We start from the raw sequence: 19681 nt of genomic DNA, 5'->3' as shown, positions 1-19681 counted from the left end.
AAATTCCACGCTGGGTCTGACTGAAAAGTTAGGCCCTTTTTTCATGCCATGACAAAGGAGGTAAAAGCCATATGGCAAACGATACTATCAAAACAATGGATGTCAAGGATGGCATCGAGAAAGTACAGGATACAAAGACTTCGGGTCAAGTTGACCCGAAATTGAAAAAGGTAACTGCCCCGGATTTGATTGCTAAAGAGATTCAGCCCTCTGCTGCCACAAAAGAAAATACCCCCAGTGATGTAGTAGTTTCCTTTGACAAAATCAATGAGATTGTTTCCGGGAAACAGGCGGCGGTAAAGGAAGCGGAACAGGCTCCACCCGAAAAACAGGGAGCGGATAAATCGGCTCCCGCCGATAAAAAAGCAGAGCCGGAGAAACCCGGCCCGGAAAAAGCAATGAGCAATGAGTCGAATATGTCTGACAGCAAGCCCAAACCCCGCCAGCCGAAAGCCACCGAAAAAGCGGACAAGAAGCCCTCCCGCCCTGCCAAGCAGGAAAAACAGAACAAAGCCGCCCAAGCGGATAAAACCGCCAAGCAAAAGCAATCGGCGGGAATCGGCGGCGGTTCTGTTTCGGGAAAATTCACAGAACAGCCCAAGCAGGAAACGCTGCCCCCGGCCCCTGTTCAGCCGCCCGAACCGAGGGAGACCCCCCGCTCCGATGAACAGGAACAGATTGTATATATCAGTCTTGCCGAACTTCACCCATTCAAAGGCCACCCTTTTCAAGTCCGCAAAGACAAGGAAATGGCGGCAATGGTGGAAAGCGTCAAGGACAAAGGCATAACGCAAGCCGCTATTGTCCGCCCCCGTGAAGATGGCGGCTATGAAATCGTATCGGGCCACCGCCGCCAGATGGCAAGCGAACTTGCCGGGTTTACCAATATGCCTTGTATTGTCCGCAACCTGACAGACGAACAGGCCATTACGCAGATGGTGGAGGACAATACTACCCAACGTGAAGCCATTTTACCAAGTGAACGGGCCAAAGCCCTGCAAATGCAGTTGGAGGCCATCAAGAAACAGGGCGCACGAACCGGCAACGGGCAGCGTTCCAATGAAGTTGTAGCCGAACGCAACAAAATGACGGTCAAGCAGGTTCAGCGGTATATCAAACTCAATGAGTTGGTTCCTGACCTTATGAAAATGGTGGATGAGAAAAAAATAGCGTTCACCCCCGCTGTGGAGCTTGCGTTCATTGCGCCCAAAAATCAGCGATATATTGCCGTTGCCATTGAGGGCCAGCAGTCGGCTCCCTCACTCTCGCAGGCACAGCGTATGCGGGAGCTTGACGGTAAAAAGCTGTTAAACCCGGATGTTATTGACGGTATTATGCTCGAAGAAAAAAAGGAGGTAGACAAAGTGATTTTATCAAGCCAAGAACTGGGCCAGTATTTCGGCAAGGAAAAAACGCCGAGGGAAATGAAAGACACCATTATGAAGCTGCTTGAGGAAAACAAGGATAAGCTGAAAGACATTTCAGCCCCGGAAAAGAAAGCCGAGCAAGAGAAATAAAACACTTCGGGCCAAGTTGACCCGAAGTTTTCTTTTACGGGGCGTTGCCCCGCACCCCAAAGCTCTAAGGATATAATGTATTCCCCGTCGCCGCTTATTGGGTAGCATAGCCGGGAAAATCCGTCAAGAGCCTGCCGCCGTAGGCGGTGCTTCGCACTCTTGACGGATTTCTCCCGGATATGCTTTAAGGCAGTCAAGCGACGGGGATATATATTCCTTTGAGCCGCCCCCTTTCCATGAGTGGAAAGGGCGGGGGATAGGTTGATTACTTAACGCAACAGAAACGGAGGTGCTTTACCATGAAACGACCATTAGCATATATTACCGCCGCATGGTGCGGCGATCACGATACGGACACCAAACAGGCGGCGCAGTATTGCAGGGCAGTCTATGAAGCAGGCTTTTCGCCCATCTGCCCCCTGCTGTATCTGCCCTTATTTCTCAATACCGCTATTCCGGAGGAACACAAAAGCGGCATTGACATGGGGCGTGACCTGCTTCGCCGCTCTCATGTACTGGTGGTGTGCGGCAATGAGGTTGACGAGGATATGAAAAACGATATTGCCATTGCCGGGCGGCTGAATATCACGGCAACCACGCTGGACGGGATTTTAACCGTGAAAACACAGGGCCGGGCGAAAGACAATGCTTGAAGCTTTTATCACCAATCTTGGGCGGTACAATGAGGGATATTTGGATGGGGAGTATTTGAAGCTCCCCGCCACTACCGAGGAAGTGCAGGGCCTTTTGAAGCGAATCCATGTAGACGGTGTACGGTATGAAGAAATTTTCATTACCGATTATATTACCGGCATTTCGGGTTTGCGTAGCTGCATGGGCGAGAATGAAAGCATTGACGAGCTAAACTATTTGGCGGCATTACTGGACGATATGGAGGAATGGGAAGTCGAAAAGTTTGCCGCCGCCGTGGACTTCGGGGAGTACAACAGCGTACCGGCCCTAATCAACCTTACTCAAAATCTGGATTGCTTCGAGTTTTATTCAGATGTGAACAACGAGGAAGATTTGGGCCGGTACTATATTGAAGAAATATGTACGCTGGAAATCCCGGAGCATTTGCAGAACTATATTGATTATGAAGCCTATGGGCGGGATATGAACTTGGACGAGGACGGGCGCTTTACAGATGGCGGCTATGTGGTGCGGACAGGCGACAGCTTTATCGAGCATTATGGCAGCCGTGGGGATTTACCCGAAGAACACCGGATTTTTGCTTACCCTGAACCGGAAAAATCCATCAAAAAAGCGCTGGAAAGCTACGGTAAGCTGATAGGCGAAACCGTCACCGCCGCCCATGAGCGCCCCCAGCCTGCCAATGCGGAGCGATAACACCACATCGGGACAAGTTGGCCCGATGTTGGGAAAGGAGGTAAAAAGCCTATGGCAAAAACAAAAACCGCCGCCGAGCCGATACTGGACAATGAGCATGTGAAAGAACTCTTAGCGATATTAAAGGAGAACAATTCCCCCTCCACGAAGGATTTTCTTTCGATTCTCAATCAGGTGGGCGCAATGGAAAAACAGCTTAAAACCGCTGTAAAGGAGCTTGCCGCCATGCGGCAGGAATTAAAAATTGCACAGGAGCAAAACCACCCGGTCAAGACCGCTTTGCAAAAGGCAGTCATTGTTATGCAGGGGCAAGTATTGGATTTGCGGGATAAATTAGCGGAGCTAAAACAAAACGTCATAAACGGTTGTAAAAGCGCTGTTGCCGCCTTTAAGGAAAAGGGCATTTCTGCTTTGGATAACGTGGCCCGGTTCTTCAAGGTGCGCCCCATTCTGGAAACCATGCGGGATACTCTTACAAAGGATATTCAGTATGACGATAAGGCTATCGCCAAAATTGAAGCCATCAGCACCGAATACCATCAGACCGGGCGGCATTTGAAAAACATGGGCCGGGCCATGTTTGGCAGAGAAGCTGTACAGGAAGCCAAACAGCCCGGTAAACTGGCAGCGGCCGTATCATATCCGTTCCGGGTCGAGCGTTCCTGTTTTGCCGCTATGCAAAAGAGTGCGGACAAGGCGCTTGGTGCAATATCCCGGCTGGAGGAACGGGCGGCAGAGAAAAAACTGTCAATCCGGGAAGCTCTTGAAACACACAATGAAAAAATTGCACAGGCCAAAAAGGACGCTCCCACCGCAGAGCGGCCCCGCCCTGCCAATGCGGAGCGGTAAACCACTTCGGGCCAAGTTGGCCCGAAGTCCTCCCGCCTGTGGTATTGCCCTATCTGGCAGGAAAGGAGGTTTTTCATGCAGGAAGAAATAGAACGCCGAACCGTTGCCCTATCCGTCAATGCCACAAAGCTGACGGCCCGGGCGTTAGCGAAGATTTTAGGGGCGGTGGGGCGGAAGATCCAAAAGGACTACCAAAAAGGACAGGCCCCACAAGGAAAGCAGAGCGTAAAAAAGCTGATGAACCACGGCGTTTCCACCAAAAGCCTTGATCTTTCCGGGGATACAAAGCTCTTTGACCGTGTGGCCCGGAAATACAATGTAGACTATGCCTTTCATCAGACCGGGCCAAAAAAGTATTTACTTTTCTTTAAGGCAGGACAGGCGGACGCAATTACCGCCTGTTTTGGCGAATACAGCAAGCTGGTACTGAACCGGGGCAAGAGCCGCCCCTCTATTCTGGAACAGCTTAAATCCTTTGCAGACCGGGAGCGCACCAAGCCCCGCCAGCGTGAACGAAAACGGGAGGCGGTGCGGAATGAACGATAAAATCCGAAAATATGTATTGCCGAACATTCCGTACTTGTTTGCACTTTGGTTTTTCCTGAAGCTCGGCACAGCCTACCGAATGGCCCCCGGCGCAGACTTCGGCAATAAGCTGATTGGCATAGTGAAAACCATAGGCCCGGCGTTTGAAACCTTAACGCCGGGCCTTGTACTGTCCGATTGGCTTATTGGCCTTTCCGGGGCCGTAATTCTTCGGCTGGTGGTATGGTATAAAGTGAAAAACGCAAAAAAGTTTCGGAGGGATGTGGAATATGGCTCGGCCCGGTGGGGAACGCAAAAGGACATAAAACCCTTTATCGACCCCAAATTCAGCAACAACGTGATACTGACAGGCACAGAATTTCTCTCAACGAACACACGACCCGTCAATCCCGCCAACGCCCGAAACCTTAATTGCTGTATTATTGGTTCGTCCGGTTCGGGTAAAACAAGGTTTTGGCTGACCCCGAATCTGCTTCAAGCCCATTCTTCCTTTGTCGTGGTTGACCCAAAGGGCGGCATTTTGGGGCAAGTGGGTACATTCCTGCAAAAGCAGGGCTATAAAATCAAGGTATTCAACAGCATAGATTTTTCAAAATCCATGCACTATAACCCCTTGTCATACATCAAAACAGAGAGCGACATTTTGAAGTTTGTAAATGCTCTGATTGAAAATACGAAGGGGGACGGCAAGGAGGGCGACCCATTCTGGACGAAATCAGAAACCCTTTTGTACTGCGCCTTAATCGGCTATATCGTCTTTGAGGGGCCGGAGGAAGAACGCAACATCAATACTCTGGTGGATATGATTAACAGCATGGAAACGAGGGAAGATGATGAAAATTTCAAGAACGCCGTGGACTATATGTTCATGGGCTTGGAGAAGCGAAACCCGCACCACTTCGCCGTAAGGCAATATAAAAAGTTCAAATTAGCAAGCGGCAAGACCACAAAAAGCATACTCATTTCATGTGGAGCCAGATTGGCCCCCTTTGATATTGGAGAGCTTCGGGAGATTACAAGCTATGATGAAATGGAATTAGACCGCATGGGCGACAGGAAAACCGCTACTTTCTTCATCATTAGCGACACGGATACAACGTATAACTTCATAGTTGCCCTTGCCTTTTCGCAGATGTTCAATTTACTTTGCGAACGAGCCGACACAGTACACAGCGGCAGACTGCCCCATCATGTGCGGGTACTGTGGGACGAAGCCGCCAATACGGGACAGGTTCCTCAACTGGAAAAACTGGTTGCCGTTATCCGCTCCCGTGAAATCAGTCTGTGCCTGTTTTTGCAGGCACAGAGCCAACTGAAAGCCTTATACAAAGACCACGCTGAAACCATTATGGGCAATATGGACAGCGTGATTTTTCTTGGTGGACGGGAACATTCCACCATCAAGGAGCTTTCGGAGGTTTTGGGGAAAGAAACCATTTCCATGCAGACGGAAAGCCGAACACGGGGCCAGTCGGAAAGCTACGGACAGAATATGCAGCGGCTTGGCAAAGAGCTTATGACAATGGACGAAATGACCACCATGCCGGGAAACAAGTGTATTCTGCAATTACGAGGATTGCGGCCTTTCCTTTCCCCAAAATATGATTTGAAGAAGCACCCCAATTACGGGCGTACAGCCGAAGCCGACAAGCGCAACGCTTTTGACGCTTCAAAGCTGATAAACCGCCGCATGAAAAAGCTCAACCCCAATGAGCAGTATACCCTTTATGAAGTAAGCGCCGAAGCGGAAGCCGCCGCCATAGACGAGGACATTCTCAACTATGATGATGTGGACGACCCCGAAGCGTTTGCCTGACTTCGGGCCAACTTGGCCCGAAGTGGAAATCACCCGCCAGATTTATACCTGGCGGGTGATTATAACTATCATAAACATTAAAATTAACATGAGATATCAAACTAAATCATTTGCCATTAGCCTAATTTGTTTCTGTAACTCACTTTTCTTTATTCTATATGCACAATATTTTGCCACCCTAGTCTCTCTCCCAGACTTAGCATTTTGTTTGAATGCATAAAAGTTAAACGCTTTATTTTCGAGTGAATGTATCTCATATCTATACGTGTATCCATCTACGCAAAAGATGATATTTCCGTCCGAATCAGATGTGCATGTTCCTCTTATAGATAGTTGTTCTAATGCTCTTCTCATTTCCAAGGCCGTTTGGTATCTGTTTGTTGGATCACAAGCTGTGGCCTTAGATATAATTCTTTTAATCTTATTGGGCACGAATGGCTGATATTTACTATCTATTATTAGTTTTCCAGCTACCACATCTTCTTGAAACTTTATTTGATTCCCTATGAATTCTGCTTTGATTGTAGAAATTCCATTGAATAATCTAAATGCTGTTAATCCAAGCTGATATATGTCAGTGCGCTCATCGTATTTATTTTCGCCAAAAGTTTCTGGAGCTGTATGTGGCAAATAGCATTGTCTGGGTTGCACTGCCTCATGGGTTGGTGAAAAGCATGTTATACCATAATCAGATAAAACAAATTCATTTCGATCTCCAATAAGTATATTATTTGGCTTTATATCACAATGAAAGTAGCCGTTTTCATGCAAATATTCTAGCCCTCTTAGCAAATCTATTAGACACTTTACCGCTAACTTTGTATCCAAGAAGTTGCAACTATTTATAATTGAAACAACAGAACCTTTTTGATATAGCGGCATTGCAATGGTTACTACTGGTTCTGGTGGATTACCGTGTTGTATAATGTCGGCATACCTAATATTAACAACGTTAGGATGCTGCAATTTAGCTCCTATTTGAGCTTCTAACAGACGTTCATCAATAGATGTATTGTTTTGAGGAAGTAATTTTAATGCACATTCTGAATCTAATGATTTGTCATGGGTGCGCCATACTTCACCAAAATTCCCCCCACCTATATATGATAGAAGTTGGAATTTATATATGTTTTCTCCTTTTGTGTACTTCATTTGCGCATCTCCCAAAAGGCCGCCAAAATTGCATCTGCAATAGTATTATTCCAATAATTTTCTGTTCGCCCTACTCTTCTTTCAGCCAACTCTTTAGCTTTTGCCGCTGTAGATGAAATTTGCGAATTCAATCTTCTTTCAATTTGAATTCCATTTTCGATCGCGCAAAGTAATAAAACTGCATCTACATAGGTAGTTTCTCTTTTTGAAGAATTTTCTGTTCCAGCGTATTCATTCATTTTTAGTATTATTTTTTCAATGCCTTCATTTTGCCTAAGTATTCGGTCAACCTCGCTTTTAACCCAATGCAATTTATCTTCCACAGCATCAACGTTTGCTGGATATTTCAGTCTGTTTTCGGTATTTTGATTGACGAAAACAATTTCCCCATTTTCGTTTTTATCTAAAATAGCGTACCTTATTTCTTGAGAAGATGCACGAATACCAATAATAGCCATTGTTCATCACTCCTTTGCTTCTTTAGTTCAGCTATTACACCATGGCGTCACATATTAATAAGCTGTATATTCAATAACCACTTGTTTTGCGCAAGTGGTTATTTTCATTATAAACCAAAACTTCCCACAAAACAACGAGAAAAGAGGTGTTTTTCATGGTTCGTGGGCCGCCTTATCCACTGTATAACCCAATATAGAACTTCGGGCCTAGTTGGCCCAAAGCTGAGCCGCCAGAAATGGCGGTTTTTTTGTACCCGAAAACAAAATGAAAATATGGAGGTAATTGATTATGGGATTTTTTACGAGTGCAGTTAGTACCTTGCAGACCCTTGTTGTTGCGCTTGGTGCGGGCCTTGCCGTATGGGGCGTGATTAACCTTTTGGAAGGTTACGGGTCCGACAATCCCGGCGCGAAATCGCAGGGCATGAAACAGCTTATGGCTGGCGGTGGAATTATCCTTTTAGGTACGACGCTTGTCCCCCTGCTGTCCGGTCTGTTTTAAGAGGTTAGCCTATGGATTTTCTCACCGACTGGATTAACGAATGGATAAAGGGCCTGCTGGTTGACGGTATCATGGACAACTTAGGCGGGCTTTTTGAGAACGTAAACAACCAGATCGGGGAGATTGCGACACAGGTGGGAACCACTCCGGGGGCTTGGAACCCCGGAGTGTTCTCCCTTATCCGCAACCTATCTGAAACGGTTGTTTTGCCGATTGCCGGGATTGTGCTGACCTTTGTTGCCACCTATGAGCTGATACAGCTTATCATTGACCGTAACAATCTGCATGATATTGACACTTGGATTTTCTTCAAGTGGATTTTCAAAACAGCGGTGGCGGTGCTGATACTGTCCAATACCTTTAACATTGTGGTGGCAATATTTGATGTTTCCCAAAGCGTCATCAGTAATGCCGGGGGGATGATTCAAGGCAATACGGCGGTAAACCCTGATATGCTGGACGCTTTTCGTGACGAACTCATGGCAATGGACATTGGCCCCCTGCTTGGCTTGTGGCTTCAATCCTTCCTCATAAAGCTGGTGGTTGTAGCTATCAATATCGTGGTTTTCGTGATTGTCTACGGCAGAATGATTGAAATATATCTGCTTACCAGCTTGGCCCCTATGCCGATGGCAACGATGGTCAACCGGGAAATCGGACATATGGGCCAGAACTATTTGAAATCCCTGTGCGCCGTTGGTATGCAGGGCCTTTTGATTTTGGTTTGCGTGGGGATTTACGCAAAGCTGGTGCAGAGTATCGCCATCAGCGGCGACCCTATCGGGGCCATATGGACACTGATTGGCTATACTGTCCTGCTGTGCTTCACCATGTTCAAGACCGGGGGCGTTGCCAAATCCATTTTTGGTGCGCATTAACCCCACAGGATAACTTCGGGCCAACTTGGCCCGAAGTGGAAAGGAGTTGCATTAACGTGAGTAATGAAAAAAACACCGTTCCGCAGGAAGCGGAACAGCAACCCGAACAAGCAACAATGCCGCTGAAGCTGGACGTTACTGCCCGGCCTATCGAGCCAAAAGGAAACCTTGTGGGCTTTGCCAGTGTCAAGTTCAATGATGCTTTTGTTGTGGAGGATTTCAAGATTTTGCAGAGTGACAAGGGTATATTTGTAGGTATGCCCAGCAAACCGGATAAGACCAGCAAGACCGGCTACCGGGATACGGCAAAGCCGATTACCGCCGAGTTTCGTAAGGAACTAACCAGGGCCGTGATTGCCGCCTACCATGCGGCGGTTGAAAAGTTACAGGCCCGTACCGTCGCCGCTCCTGAAAAACAGTCCATACCGGAACAGCTTGCCGAGAGCAAGAAAAAGGCAGATAAAGATAACGCTACCCGGACTGCTCCCGCAAAAGCCAGCAATACCAAAAGTGCAGAACGGTAACTTCGGGCCAACTTGGCCCGAAGTGGAAAGGAGTTTTTATGTATCAACAGCCTGAAAAATCGCCGTGGGGCAAGGTTCAGCATTGCGAAACCCTTTGCCCCGGCGTGTTTCTTGTAAGCACCGCCAGTCATGGCGGCACAATGTTTTCTAAGGATATGGCGGCGGTTCTCTCTCCCGACGCCCGGAAATGCGGTTTTAATCACAGCGGTTTTCTCTGCTTTGAGGAAGATTCGCAGGAAGATGTGGCTTTCCGGGAGCTTTTGGATAAAAGGCTGTGGGCCGTTCCTGATCGCATTAAGGACAAAGCCGCTTTTGAGGAAAACATCAACAAGTCTATCCGGGAGTATAACCCGGACTATTGGCGTATACGGCAGGCAGGGCTTGAAAAGGCCCCGGCCCGGCAGACTGTTTCTGTCCATAATGCGGAACGCTGATACTTTGAGCCAACTTGGCCCGAAGTATCAGCGTAGAGTTGTAGAGATTTAATTTTTGTTAGGTGCTTCTTCGGCAACGATGTTCCAACTAACACCAAACCTATCTGTTAGTCCCCCATGAAATGTACTATAAAATGTTTCTGTTGGTGGAAGCCAAATATATGCATCAACATTAAGACTATCGAAAATTCTCTGCGCCTCTTTAGCGTTAGGCACCGTTAAAGTGAGTTTTATCATATTGCCCTTAGATACCGGTTCTGCTATTTCATCTGCAAACCAAAAAGTTGTTTCGCAGATTATCATTTCAGCGTGCAGAATCCAGTCGCTAAGATTTTCGGGTGGGGCAACAACCCCAATCGGCACATAGTCACCATAAGGCTGTGACATACGAATGTCTGCATTAAAAGCCGCTTTATAAAACTCTAACGCTTCGCTGCAATTCCCAGCGAACGTAATATAGGGAGTAACCATCGTCAACGCTCCTTCAATTTAAATTCATTAGTATATTGTAACAAAATACTGAAATTGATTCAATTCTTAAAAAGGAGGATTTTCACAATTGGCATATGTAAGCGTACCCAATGATTTATCAAAAGTTAAGACCAAGCTGGCGTTTAACCTCACCAAACGCCAGTTAATCTGCTTCGGAGCTGCGGCGGTAATCGGTATCCCGGCCTATCTGTTCACCCGTACCGCTATCGGCAACACAGGGGCCATGTTCCTGATGATTGCTTTTATGCTCCCTTGCTTTTTCTTCGCCATGTACGAGCGTGACGGGCTTCCCTTTGAAAAGGTAGTGCGAAATATTGTCCGCTCCAAATTCCTGTGGCCCCGTACAAGGCCATATCAGACACAGAATTTCTATGCGTATCTAAGCAACCCCGGAAAGGAGGTTTCACCGAATGGCGCAAAAAGCAAAACGCCCGCCCGTTCCGAACAGGAGGAATAGCCATGGCAAAACGACGCCCGGACGGCGACGGCATGGTGCGCAAGCGGGAGGACGGCCGCTGGGAGGGGCGCATCGTGGTGGGGCACAAGAAGAACGGTGACTCCATCTTCCGCCATGTCTACGCCAAGACGCAGAAAGAGCTGATGGACAAGCTCCACCGCAATATTGAGGACTACCGCGACGCGGAGCTGACCGAGGACAGCCGCATGACGCTTGGCGAGTGGCTGGATCGGTGGATGGCGGAGTACAAGGCGGACACCGTTCGCGCCGGTACCCTGCGCGGTTACCAGAGCATCATCGAGCAGTACATCAAGCCCCAGCTGGGCGACAAGCAGATTTCCCTGATCACCCGGCAGGACGTTCAGCGGATGTACCGGCGGCTCAAAAAGGAGGGGCGCGCCAACGAGCACCCCGAAAAAGGCTCCCAGCTTGCCGACTCCACGGTGCGCGGCGTCCACTGTGTGCTCCACCTGGCCATGCAGGACGCGGTGCAGGCGCACATCATCGCCAAGAACCCGACCGAGGGCGCCACCATCCCCAAGCAGAGCGGCAGCGCCAAGCGGGTGCTGAACGACCGGGAGCTGGACGTGTTCCTTGCCGTCATCGAGGAGGATGAAATCTGGCATGACTTTTTCTACACCGACCTGACCACAGGCTTGCGGCGGGGTGAGATTTGCGGTCTTATGTGGACGGACTTCGATGAAAAGGCTGGTACGTTAAAGGTGAGCCGCACCCTCCACAGCAAGAAGCTGGGCGTATTCTCTCTGGGCGACACCAAAACGGGGATGGGCATGCGAACCATCGTTCTGCCACGGAGCACGGCGGAACTTCTGCGGCGGCGCAGGGAAAACTCCATCAGTCAGTGGATTTTCCCCAACCCCATCAAACCCGAGCTGCCCGTGTCCCCAACTCGGCGTACAGCCGTTTGAAAGCTCTGCTGAAGCAGGCGGGGCTGCCCGACATCCGGTTCCACGATCTGCGCCACACGTTTGCCACCCACGCCCTCGCCAGCGGCGTGGACGCCAAGACTCTCTCCGGTATTCTGGGCCACACCAACGCCAGTTTCACGCTGGACACCTACACTCATGTGACCCAGGATATGCAGAAGACTGCCAGCGGTATCGTAGGCGGCTTTATGGAAGACCTCTTTGGAAAGGAGTTGAAACCGTGGCAAGAAAGCGAAAGAGCGGAGACGGAACCGTAAGACTTCGCAAGGACGGACGCCGGGAGGGGCGGGTTGTCATCGGCTACGACGACAACGGCTACCCCCAGACCAAAAACGTGCTTGCTAAGACAAAAAACGAGTGTCTGGAAAAGCTTCACACACTCAAGGAATCCTGTGGAGGGATGAAGTCCACGGAGCTGCGCCCCGAGATGCCCTTCGGGGACTGGCTCACATACTGGTACGAAAATCACTCCAAGCCGAAGCTCCGCCCCACCACCCAGGCAAATTACGAGAGCCGCATCCGTCTGCACATCGTGCCAGAGATTGGAAAGATCCCGCTGAATAAGTTGACACAAAACGATCTACAGCAATTCTATGCTCGGCTCAAAAAGGCCGGCCGTCTGTGATTTACAGACCAGTACGGCGAGGGGCTGTCCGACCGGATGGTGAGAATGTGCCACGCCACCTGCCGCTCCGCGCTGGAAAAGGCGATGCAGGAGGGGCTCATCCACACCAACCCCGCCATCGGCTGCAAGTTACCGCCCAAGAAGGCGCGGGAGATGCAGGTGCTGGACAAGGACGAGCTCCAGCGGTTTCTCATTCAGGCCCAGGCGGAGGGGTACTATGAACTGTTCCTTCTGGACTTGGCTACGGGTTTACGCCGTGGCGAGCTGATGGCGCTCCAATGGGATGATCTGGACTTCAAGACCGGGGTGCTGAGTGTGAACAAGCAGATTTACAATGTGAAGGGGCAACTGCAACTCACCATGCCGAAAACCAAGACCTCCATCCGCAAGCTGACGCTGCCGACCGCGGTGGTTGCGGTGCTGAAGGAGTACAAAGAAACAGTGGATTCCCGCTGGATGTTCCCGTCCCCGGTGAAGGAGGACTGCCCCATGACCCCCGGCTCGGTACGCAAGCGGCTCCAGCTCATATTGGAACGGGCCGAATGCAAGCATGTGCGGTTTCACGATTTGCGGCACCCATATGTCAAGCACACACCGAAAAATAATTTGAGATTTTTTCAATGTGTATTTATAGATATAGCTCCCATATTAACACATATCTCCAAAAAGCCGAGGGCACAGTTATTGTTATCAGCTACTGTGCCCTCGATTTTAATAGTCGTACTTTTTCCTGATATACCTCGCAACACTATCATAATCACCATATATAAATTTTTCGTTTATGCCCATAAAGTCCAACTCTTTTAATATTTTCTCTTTATCTTCAACAACAATTATGATATCAGGCCAAACGCGCTGATGAGAAAGAATATGAGTGTTATAAAGACTTTCATCATAGGATATATAAGCTTGATAAATAAACAACCCTTGCTGATTTCTCCCTCTTTCAAATGACAATATGGGGGTATACAGAAAATTAGGAATACAGTTGAGCCACCAAACGGTTGCCCCACAATTTGAAGCCTGATTTAAAAATGCTTGAAGCTTTAAAGTGTATTCCAATACGATCAGCTCAATCGTTCCGTATTGGTGTTTAATCTCTGCAACAAGGTCGTTATTCTCCCTGACATATTCATATTTCAGTTCGTTCTTATACTTCCCATCGTTGTATGTGGGGAAGTTGGATTTTTTAGGGGAATATGGCTGCATGTCAACCAAATAATACTGCCAATCGTCCGACAAACGCTTGTAATAGTAATAAAATTTTTCAGGATACTGCTTATAAAAACCTTCAAAGGCCTTGTATAGTCTAACTATAATATTATCCTCGTTCCGCATAAAAAGGTTAAGAAAATTCTTATCTTCATTTTGCGAGAGCAAGTCTGTAATGTCAACCAACGCATCTTCCAGAAGATATACGAATCCTCTTTCCTTTTCAAAGCTTTCATCCGAACTACAAAAAGGCTAGCAGGCAAAGAATAATGCGACTAAAGGTGACCTTGTAAAGTCAATCAGATTTGTAGGTATCCCATGGTGCTGAGCAAAAGCCAAGAAATGATTGCGTTCATCGGGAGAAAGCCTGTGAAATATCTCACGGCTAAACTCGTTTTTCATTTTGATAAATGGATGTTCTCCATTCCTGAGTGCCGATGAAATGGTGTCATGATAATTAGTGGGCTCTCCGCGGAATATGTAGTTTTCATATTGATTGTTTGAAAATAAGGCGATATAATCGGCCAAGCTCTTAACAATAATCTCTTTAGGAACAGGCAATCCTTTCAATTTTCTTTTGGAATATCTCATTGCGGATCGCCTTCCCCGTAAAGAGGCTTCAATTTGTAAAGGCTTTGATTGACAGCATTCAACCAATGCTGCTTATCCCTCACCTGGCCTGATGCAGCGGTCGTATAAGATACAAGCTCGCTATAAACAATCCGTTCATAAGGCTGCATAGTAAGCGTGTTTTTCATAAAATTCAGACGGTCTATAAAAGGCTTCGCTTCCTTTTTATTGCTGGCGTTTACAGCCCGCTGTACCAGTGACTCTATTTTTTCAAATTCTTCGGTTGTCAGTTTTTCTCCGTTTCCCATGGTATTCCTCCATACGTTTCTATTTAATTTAGGTTGTAACAATCATATTATACAACTTATTCCTGATTATCACAATCCTCTATAGCATCGGCTTAATAGTAAACACGAGCTGATCAACTCAACAAAAGCAAGTTAAATCAGCCCGTATTTATTATTCTGGATTTAAAAAATCTGCTACCTTCCAGACAGTCTCAATCCGCCTGTCCGGGTACACATAAATCTTATCAATTAACAAGTCCGCCAGCGGTTGCGTTAGGCAATCTGCCCGTTGAACATCCTCTGCGACAACAGCCGCCTTATTCGTACTATCCCTCTTCGCTTGAAGCTGCGCAGTCTTTGCTGATAGGATAGAATAGGCACTCCGCAGGCGGATCAGTTCCGAATCCAACTCGGCTTTTCGGACGTTATGCTGTTCCAGATTGATTTTTTTCAAAATAAGCTGTTCATATAAATGCTGCTTCTCATACTGGCACATGTCAATCTGCCGTTTGTATTCCAACTGCTGCTCACTTTGCAGCCCCAATTCATTGATTTCATGCAGATGGTCGGCATTCAAAAGGATTTGCGCCTGCTTGGAGATCACCTCAAATAACAGCTTTTCTAAATCTTTTTCCTTTACCTCCAGCCGATGGCAGGGAGCCGATGCATCCACCTTGGTGTACCGGCAGACAAAGACCGGTTCCTTTCGCGGAGCTCTCTGCATGGCGTGTCCGCAGCTGCCGCAGATCACCTTGCCCCGGAGAGAATAGCTTCGAGGCTTTTTGTCGCATTTAAAGTGCCGCAGCTTGGTCTGAACCTGGTCATAGACCTCTTTTTCCACAATGGCAGAATGATGGTTCGGGATTTTATACCATTCACTTTCATCCTTGAGCCGGGAGCGTGTTCCTCCGATTTCCCGGAGTGTACGCTTGCCGATCACATAGGTGCCGATATACCGTTCGTCTGTCAGAATACGCAGCACCGTTGACCGCTGCCAGATACCGATGCACCTTGATATGTCATGAAACCCCTTACCCTTAGCGGCGCGATATTCACCGGGGGTGGGGATTTTGTCTGCATACAGTGCTTTTACAATGTCCCCGGCGTGTTTCGCTTCTCGTGCCAACGCAAATATTCTGCGCACCACCGCCGCCGCTTCTTCATCAATGCCAAGCCGTCCATCCGGGCCTTTCCGGTAACCGTAACAGCAAACCCTACTCTGATACTCCCCACGTTTCATTTTTGCGTATTTGGCGCTTTTGGTCTTGCGGGATAAATCCATGCTGTAGTATTCGTGCATCAGGTACTTAAAGGCTACCGCCATTCCGCCCGTATCCTCCTTGTAATCCTTTGTATCGAAACCATCGCTCACGGAAAGGAAGCGGGTGCGGTACAGCGGAAAGACTTTTTCAAGAAAATACCCGGTTTCAATCATGTTGCGGCCAAAGCGGGAAAAATCCTTCACAATAATGCAGTGAATTTTACTCTGACGAACCAATTCCAAAAGCTCCTGCATGGCAGGGCGCTCAAAGTTGACTCCGGAATAGCCGTTATCCACAAACTCCGTGATCTTTACATTTTCCTGCTCCAAAGTGGCAATATGCCGCTGGAGGAGAAGTCTTTGATTGGCAATACTTAAACTGTCTGTTTTCGCATCCTCCAGGGAAAGACGAATATACATGGCAATCACATATTGGTTCATGCTACCGGCCTCCCTTCTGTGTTCGCAAGCAGAGCATTCAGCGAATGTTCCGTTCTCTCTAATTGGTTCAAGCCGCTTTCAAAGCGAAAATCCACCTCGATATGGCGGTCGGAGAATACCCGAATCCGGTCAACCAGCCGGTCAATGAGTGCTGCCGTAATATCCTCTTTGCCTTTAACTCCTGCAATCAGATTGGTCAGGTCGATGTATTCCGCGGCTTGCGATTCCACCTCCCGCAGCCGTCCGGTAAGCTCCTGCATCAGAACTGATTTGCTTTCAATCTTTTCGCCATAATCGGTGCGCATACGCCGATATTCCTCGTCGTTCAAAATGCCGATTACAAGGCTTTCGTAAAGGCTTTTCAGCATTCGCCGGTCCCGGTCAAGCTCCTGTCTCAGGGAATCCAGCCGGGCTTTGACAGCGAGCTGACGCGCCTCCATGTCGGGGCGTTTTCTCTTTAAAATAAGAGCGTTTCCCGCCGCAAGCTCCGCCTGCTTTTGGAGAATGGATAACAATGCGGACACCAGCTCCTTCTCCGGCAGGGAGTAGGGTTCGCAGGAGCCGCGCGCCCTGCGGCTGTTGGAAAGACAATGGAACAAATACACATCCGGGCCGCGTTTGCGCGCGCAGCGCTGCCGGTGCAGGCTGCCGCCGCAGTGCCCGCAGAAGATTTTCCCTTTAAAGAAATTGGGGGTGTAAGGCTTCTTTGGCTTCTGGACGGCTTCCTCCGCAACCTTTTGGCGAAAGATCTGAACCGCTTCAAATATCTCACGGCTGACGATGGCTTCATGGGTATTTTCTATGATAATCCAATCGCTTTCCTCAGCAGGCGCCTGCTTATGGCAGACAGTCTTGGTTTTCCCCTGCACCAAATCGCCGGTGTAGGTGTCACAGGAAAGAATTTTACTGATCGTCCATGTCTGCCAGGCATTTTTCCCGATGAGGTTTTCATGGGCAATCAATCCAGCCGCCTTTTTCGTATGGCTGGGTGTGGGGATGCCTGCCTCATTCAGGCGGCGGGTAATGTCATTCAGGCTTACCTTTTCATACGCCCACTGGAAAATCTGCCTTACCACCGGCGCGGTTGCCTCGTCAAGGATAAGCTGATGGCAGTTATCCGGGCTTTTCAGATAACCATAGGGCGGCCTTGCCCCGACAAACTGTCCTTCCTTCATGCTCTGCCTTTGCTGTGCCTTGATTTTTCGCCCGATATCCAGCGAATAGGCTTCGTTAATCATATTTTTCAGGGGCAGCATAATGCCGTCGCCGGGATTTATATGGGCGGTATCAAAATTGTCATTGATCGAAATGAATCGAACGTTCAGAGAGGGTAAGTATTTTTCAATGTAATAGCCGGTGTCAATGGCGTTTCGGCCAAACCGTGACAGGTCTTTTACTATAATGCAGTTGATGATGCCTTTTTCTGCATCCTCCAGCATTTTTTGAAAGGCAGGGCGATGGAAATTCGTGCCCGTCGTACCGTTGTCGATATAATAATCGTGGAGCCGCAGATCAGAAGAAAGGGAAATATAGCTTTCCAGAATACTTTTCTGTGTTTCCAGAGAATCCCCCCTTTTCTTGTTGTCCTCCACCGAAAGGCGGATGTAGCCGCACGCCCGGTACACCGAGCTTTCACAGGCCTGTTCCGGTATATCAGGCAGGTGTTTTCTGCTTTTTCTTGCCATTATGCCACCACCTTTCCGGAAGCCTTCTCCACAGCCGGGGTATGGTAGACCTCAAGGGCTTTTTCATATTCGGGCTGATAGTTGAAGGTGATTTGAAGCTCGTTTTTGCCTGCAATCCGAATGGACTGAATCAAATGGGAAACCGTCTTCCGGTCAAGCTCTGTCAGCCCCTCAAACTGCTTGAAATGCTCCATCCAGACAAGCCGTTCGCTGGTATGGTTCCTGACATTTTCAAGCTCCTGCCGGAGCGCGGACAGCGCCTGGTTCAGCCGCTTTTCATCCTCAAGGTATTTGGCCTTGAAGGTCTTGTAATCCTCGGGAGAGAGCAGGCCGGTAATCATATTTTCATACAGAGTGGACTTGAATGCAGCGGTCTGTTTCAGCTGGTTCTGGTTTTCCGCAAGCTGTGCCTCCAGCCTGCGCGTCATCCGACTGCTAAGAGCCTCGGTATCGGCATTTTTCAGCACAGCCTCCAGAGAAGCGATGTTGCGGATATGGGCTTTCAGGCTCTCCAGCACACAGGCGGTCAAATCGCTTTCTTTGATGTGGGCGGGCGCTTCGCAGCCACCCTTTTTTCCGACAGGGCAATAATAATAGTGGTAGGTTTTCCCCTTGTACCGGTCGGTTTTGCGGGTCATACGGCTTCCGCAGCAGCCACAGACGAGAATGCCGGAAAAGAGCTGCACCCGGTCACTCCCCGGAGAAGTCCGGGTATCCAGACGCATCAGACGCTGTACCAGGTCAAAATCCCGCTTATGGATGATGGCCTCATGGGCATCCTCTATGCGTACCCACTCATTTTCCGGCTTATCAATTAAATCCTTCAGCTTGTAGTTAAAGGTGCCCTGTTTTCCCTGAATCAGCGCTCCGGTATAGATTTCATCTTTCAGAATGCGAATTACCGTCGTGGCAGACCATCTGGCATCGGCTTTGTCCGCATACCCTTTCTTGGGATGGGGCAGGCCCCGATCTCTTTTATAGCTTAATGGAGAGAGAACACCGGTGCGGTTTAGCTCTTCCGCAATTCTGGCGGCGCTCATGCCGTCCAGCTTCTGCTTGAAAATGCTCTGTACCACGCCTGCCGGATATTCGTCCGGTATAAGCTGATTTTTATTCTCCTCCGATTTTTTATAGCCGTACACGGCACAGGCACCGACATAATCACCGTTACTGCGCTTTACGGACAGGGCGCTGCGGGTTTTTACGGAAATATCGTGACAGTAGGCGTCATTGATGATGCTTTTGACGGATACCACCAAATCATCACCGCTGTCTTTCAGGGTGTCGATATTGTCATTGAGCGCAATAAAACGCACGCCATAGGCGGGGAATATCCGGCGCAGATATCGCCCGGTTTCGATATAATCGCGTCCCAGGCGGGATAAGTCTTTGACGATGACACAATTAACGGTTCCCGCCTCAATTTCCGACATCATTTCCTTAAAGGCCGGACGGTCAAATAAAATGCCGCTCCAGCCATCGTCCACCTTTTCCGACACCACTTCGATATCCGGACTGCTTTCGATGAAGCTGTCCAGAAGTTTGCGCTGATTGGCAACGCTGTCGCTTTCGTTGTCCTTATCGTCGGTGTAGGACAGGCGGATATATTTCACTGCTTTATACTTTGTTTCAGACATGAAAAATCACTCCTTTGAAGAATGGGGGAATTCCCCGCACC

22 protein-coding genes and 1 pseudogene are annotated in these 19681 nt (G+C 48.6%); 14 read left to right on the top strand and 9 right to left on the bottom strand.

Translation table 11 applies throughout. From position 1 onward, the window contains the following. Positions 1-71: 71 nt before the first annotated feature. From ABVS15_RS12370 to ABVS15_RS12345, 6 genes are all read left to right on the top strand, one after another. Positions 72-1517 (top strand): ParB/RepB/Spo0J family partition protein, encoded by a 1446-nt coding sequence (locus ABVS15_RS12370; protein ID WP_369283990.1) that lies wholly within the window; start codon positions 72-74, stop codon positions 1515-1517. A gap of 299 nt (positions 1518-1816) precedes the next feature. Next, on the top strand, positions 1817-2170 hold the full coding sequence (locus ABVS15_RS12365; RefSeq protein WP_099204727.1) for a hypothetical protein: 354 nt from the start codon (positions 1817-1819) through the stop codon (positions 2168-2170). After that, positions 2163-2867, top strand: a complete 705-nt coding sequence (locus tag ABVS15_RS12360; RefSeq protein ID WP_369283989.1) for an antirestriction protein ArdA — start codon at positions 2163-2165, stop codon at positions 2865-2867. The genes ABVS15_RS12365 and ABVS15_RS12360 overlap by 8 nt, the downstream gene beginning before the upstream one ends. A 51-nt stretch (positions 2868-2918) precedes the next feature. Next, positions 2919-3716, top strand: coding sequence for a DUF6674 family protein (locus tag ABVS15_RS12355; RefSeq protein ID WP_369283988.1), 798 nt, complete (start codon positions 2919-2921; stop codon positions 3714-3716). Between the two features lie 75 nt (positions 3717-3791). Beyond that, complete coding sequence (locus ABVS15_RS12350) at positions 3792-4262, top strand: PcfB family protein (protein WP_369283987.1); 471 nt, start codon at positions 3792-3794, stop codon at positions 4260-4262. Next, positions 4252-6078 (top strand): VirD4-like conjugal transfer protein, CD1115 family, encoded by a 1827-nt coding sequence (locus ABVS15_RS12345; RefSeq protein ID WP_369283986.1) that lies wholly within the window; start codon positions 4252-4254, stop codon positions 6076-6078. Before ABVS15_RS12350 ends, ABVS15_RS12345 begins: the two co-directional genes overlap by 11 nt. 96 nt (positions 6079-6174) lie before the next feature. Here ABVS15_RS12345 and ABVS15_RS12340 read toward each other — a convergent pair whose 3' ends face one another. Together ABVS15_RS12340 and ABVS15_RS12335 are read right to left on the bottom strand one after the other, a co-directional pair. After that, complete coding sequence (locus ABVS15_RS12340) at positions 6175-7230, bottom strand: serine/threonine-protein kinase (protein WP_369283985.1); 1056 nt, start codon at positions 7228-7230, stop codon at positions 6175-6177. Further along, complete coding sequence (locus ABVS15_RS12335) at positions 7227-7688, bottom strand: hypothetical protein (protein WP_369283984.1); 462 nt, start codon at positions 7686-7688, stop codon at positions 7227-7229. The genes ABVS15_RS12340 and ABVS15_RS12335 overlap by 4 nt, the downstream gene beginning before the upstream one ends. A gap of 289 nt (positions 7689-7977) precedes the next feature. On the opposite strand from ABVS15_RS12335, the gene ABVS15_RS12330 reads away from it, so the two are divergent. The 4 genes from ABVS15_RS12330 to ABVS15_RS12315 are packed head-to-tail and all read left to right on the top strand — an operon-like array spanning position 7978 to position 10026. Then, positions 7978-8190: a Maff2 family mobile element protein gene (locus tag ABVS15_RS12330; protein ID WP_010723056.1), complete on the top strand. Its 213-nt coding sequence runs from the start codon at positions 7978-7980 to the stop codon at positions 8188-8190. Between the two features lie 11 nt (positions 8191-8201). Continuing rightward, positions 8202-9068 carry a VirB6/TrbL-like conjugal transfer protein, CD1112 family gene (locus ABVS15_RS12325; protein ID WP_369283983.1) on the top strand — a complete coding sequence of 289 codons (867 nt, stop codon included), beginning with the start codon at positions 8202-8204 and terminating at the stop codon, positions 9066-9068. A 56-nt stretch (positions 9069-9124) separates the two neighbouring features. After that, positions 9125-9592 carry a septation protein SpoVG family protein gene (locus ABVS15_RS12320; protein ID WP_369283982.1) on the top strand — a complete coding sequence of 156 codons (468 nt, stop codon included), beginning with the start codon at positions 9125-9127 and terminating at the stop codon, positions 9590-9592. 38 nt (positions 9593-9630) lie between these two features. Then, positions 9631-10026, top strand: coding sequence for a hypothetical protein (locus tag ABVS15_RS12315; protein ID WP_369283981.1), 396 nt, complete (start codon positions 9631-9633; stop codon positions 10024-10026). A 48-nt stretch (positions 10027-10074) separates the two neighbouring features. On the opposite strand, the gene ABVS15_RS12310 is transcribed toward ABVS15_RS12315, so the two are convergent. Then, entirely contained in the window at positions 10075-10497 is a 423-nt protein-coding gene (locus ABVS15_RS12310; protein ID WP_369283980.1) for a VOC family protein, read from the bottom strand. An 88-nt stretch (positions 10498-10585) separates the two neighbouring features. Here ABVS15_RS12310 and ABVS15_RS12305 point away from each other — a divergent pair, with 88 nt between their 5' ends. The 4 genes and pseudogenes from ABVS15_RS12305 (at position 10586) to xerC (ending at position 13354) form a co-directional block, all read left to right on the top strand. Continuing rightward, entirely contained in the window at positions 10586-10975 is a 390-nt protein-coding gene (locus tag ABVS15_RS12305; protein ID WP_369283979.1) for a PrgI family protein, read from the top strand. A gap of 2 nt (positions 10976-10977) precedes the next feature. Continuing rightward, positions 10978-12179: pseudogene (locus ABVS15_RS12300) on the top strand (tyrosine-type recombinase/integrase). After that, entirely contained in the window at positions 12143-12547 is a 405-nt protein-coding gene (locus tag ABVS15_RS12295) for an N-terminal phage integrase SAM-like domain-containing protein (RefSeq protein WP_369283978.1), read from the top strand. The pseudogene ABVS15_RS12300 and the gene ABVS15_RS12295 overlap by 37 nt, the downstream one beginning before the upstream one ends. Before the next feature lie 36 nt (positions 12548-12583). Then, the gene (gene xerC, locus ABVS15_RS12290) at positions 12584-13354 is read left to right on the top strand and encodes a tyrosine recombinase XerC (RefSeq protein ID WP_369283977.1); all 771 of its coding nucleotides are present in this window, start codon (positions 12584-12586) and stop codon (positions 13352-13354) included. Here xerC and ABVS15_RS12285 read toward each other — a convergent pair. The 6 genes from ABVS15_RS12285 to ABVS15_RS12260 form a co-directional block, all read right to left on the bottom strand. Next, a complete protein-coding gene (locus tag ABVS15_RS12285) occupies positions 13259-13945 on the bottom strand; it encodes a hypothetical protein (RefSeq protein WP_369283975.1) in 687 nt (228 codons plus the stop codon). The genes xerC and ABVS15_RS12285 overlap by 96 nt on opposite strands. Before the next feature lie 66 nt (positions 13946-14011). Continuing rightward, positions 14012-14350, bottom strand: coding sequence for an FRG domain-containing protein (locus ABVS15_RS12280; RefSeq protein ID WP_369283974.1), 339 nt, complete (start codon positions 14348-14350; stop codon positions 14012-14014). After that, positions 14347-14637, bottom strand: a complete 291-nt coding sequence (locus tag ABVS15_RS12275; protein ID WP_369283973.1) for a hypothetical protein — start codon at positions 14635-14637, stop codon at positions 14347-14349. The genes ABVS15_RS12280 and ABVS15_RS12275 overlap by 4 nt, the downstream gene beginning before the upstream one ends. A 151-nt stretch (positions 14638-14788) precedes the next feature. Beyond that, a complete protein-coding gene (locus tag ABVS15_RS12270) occupies positions 14789-16318 on the bottom strand; it encodes a recombinase family protein (RefSeq protein WP_369283972.1) in 1530 nt (509 codons plus the stop codon). After that, the gene (locus ABVS15_RS12265) at positions 16315-18003 is read right to left on the bottom strand and encodes a recombinase family protein (RefSeq protein WP_369283971.1); all 1689 of its coding nucleotides are present in this window, start codon (positions 18001-18003) and stop codon (positions 16315-16317) included. The genes ABVS15_RS12270 and ABVS15_RS12265 overlap by 4 nt, the downstream gene beginning before the upstream one ends. Next, on the bottom strand, positions 18003-19640 hold the full coding sequence (locus ABVS15_RS12260; RefSeq protein WP_369283970.1) for a recombinase family protein: 1638 nt from the start codon (positions 19638-19640) through the stop codon (positions 18003-18005). The genes ABVS15_RS12265 and ABVS15_RS12260 overlap by 1 nt, the downstream gene beginning before the upstream one ends. Positions 19641-19681: the final 41 nt, after the last annotated feature.

The organism is Oscillibacter sp. GMB15532 (genome assembly GCF_041020825.1).
In the GTDB taxonomy this organism is placed as follows: Bacteria; Bacillota; Clostridia; order Oscillospirales; family Oscillospiraceae; genus Oscillibacter.
Note: the sequence above shows the minus strand (reverse complement) of the source record. Positions and strands in the feature narration are given on the sequence as shown.

Coding starts and splice junctions, on each gene's coding strand:
- ABVS15_RS12370 (WP_369283990.1), top strand. CDS start 72: ATGGCAAACGATACTATCAAAACAATGGATGTCAAGGATGGCATCGAG.
- ABVS15_RS12365 (WP_099204727.1), top strand. CDS start 1,817: ATGAAACGACCATTAGCATATATTACCGCCGCATGGTGCGGCGATCAC.
- ABVS15_RS12360 (WP_369283989.1), top strand. CDS start 2,163: ATGCTTGAAGCTTTTATCACCAATCTTGGGCGGTACAATGAGGGATAT.
- ABVS15_RS12355 (WP_369283988.1), top strand. CDS start 2,919: ATGGCAAAAACAAAAACCGCCGCCGAGCCGATACTGGACAATGAGCAT.
- ABVS15_RS12350 (WP_369283987.1), top strand. CDS start 3,792: ATGCAGGAAGAAATAGAACGCCGAACCGTTGCCCTATCCGTCAATGCC.
- ABVS15_RS12345 (WP_369283986.1), top strand. CDS start 4,252: ATGAACGATAAAATCCGAAAATATGTATTGCCGAACATTCCGTACTTG.
- ABVS15_RS12340 (WP_369283985.1), bottom strand. CDS start 7,230: ATGAAGTACACAAAAGGAGAAAACATATATAAATTCCAACTTCTATCA.
- ABVS15_RS12335 (WP_369283984.1), bottom strand. CDS start 7,688: ATGGCTATTATTGGTATTCGTGCATCTTCTCAAGAAATAAGGTACGCT.
- ABVS15_RS12330 (WP_010723056.1), top strand. CDS start 7,978: ATGGGATTTTTTACGAGTGCAGTTAGTACCTTGCAGACCCTTGTTGTT.
- ABVS15_RS12325 (WP_369283983.1), top strand. CDS start 8,202: ATGGATTTTCTCACCGACTGGATTAACGAATGGATAAAGGGCCTGCTG.
- ABVS15_RS12315 (WP_369283981.1), top strand. CDS start 9,631: ATGTATCAACAGCCTGAAAAATCGCCGTGGGGCAAGGTTCAGCATTGC.
- ABVS15_RS12310 (WP_369283980.1), bottom strand. CDS start 10,497: ATGGTTACTCCCTATATTACGTTCGCTGGGAATTGCAGCGAAGCGTTA.
- xerC (WP_369283977.1), top strand. CDS start 12,584: ATGGTGAGAATGTGCCACGCCACCTGCCGCTCCGCGCTGGAAAAGGCG.
- ABVS15_RS12280 (WP_369283974.1), bottom strand. CDS start 14,350: ATGAGATATTCCAAAAGAAAATTGAAAGGATTGCCTGTTCCTAAAGAG.
- ABVS15_RS12275 (WP_369283973.1), bottom strand. CDS start 14,637: ATGGGAAACGGAGAAAAACTGACAACCGAAGAATTTGAAAAAATAGAG.
- ABVS15_RS12270 (WP_369283972.1), bottom strand. CDS start 16,318: ATGAACCAATATGTGATTGCCATGTATATTCGTCTTTCCCTGGAGGAT.
- ABVS15_RS12265 (WP_369283971.1), bottom strand. CDS start 18,003: ATGGCAAGAAAAAGCAGAAAACACCTGCCTGATATACCGGAACAGGCC.
- ABVS15_RS12260 (WP_369283970.1), bottom strand. CDS start 19,640: ATGTCTGAAACAAAGTATAAAGCAGTGAAATATATCCGCCTGTCCTAC.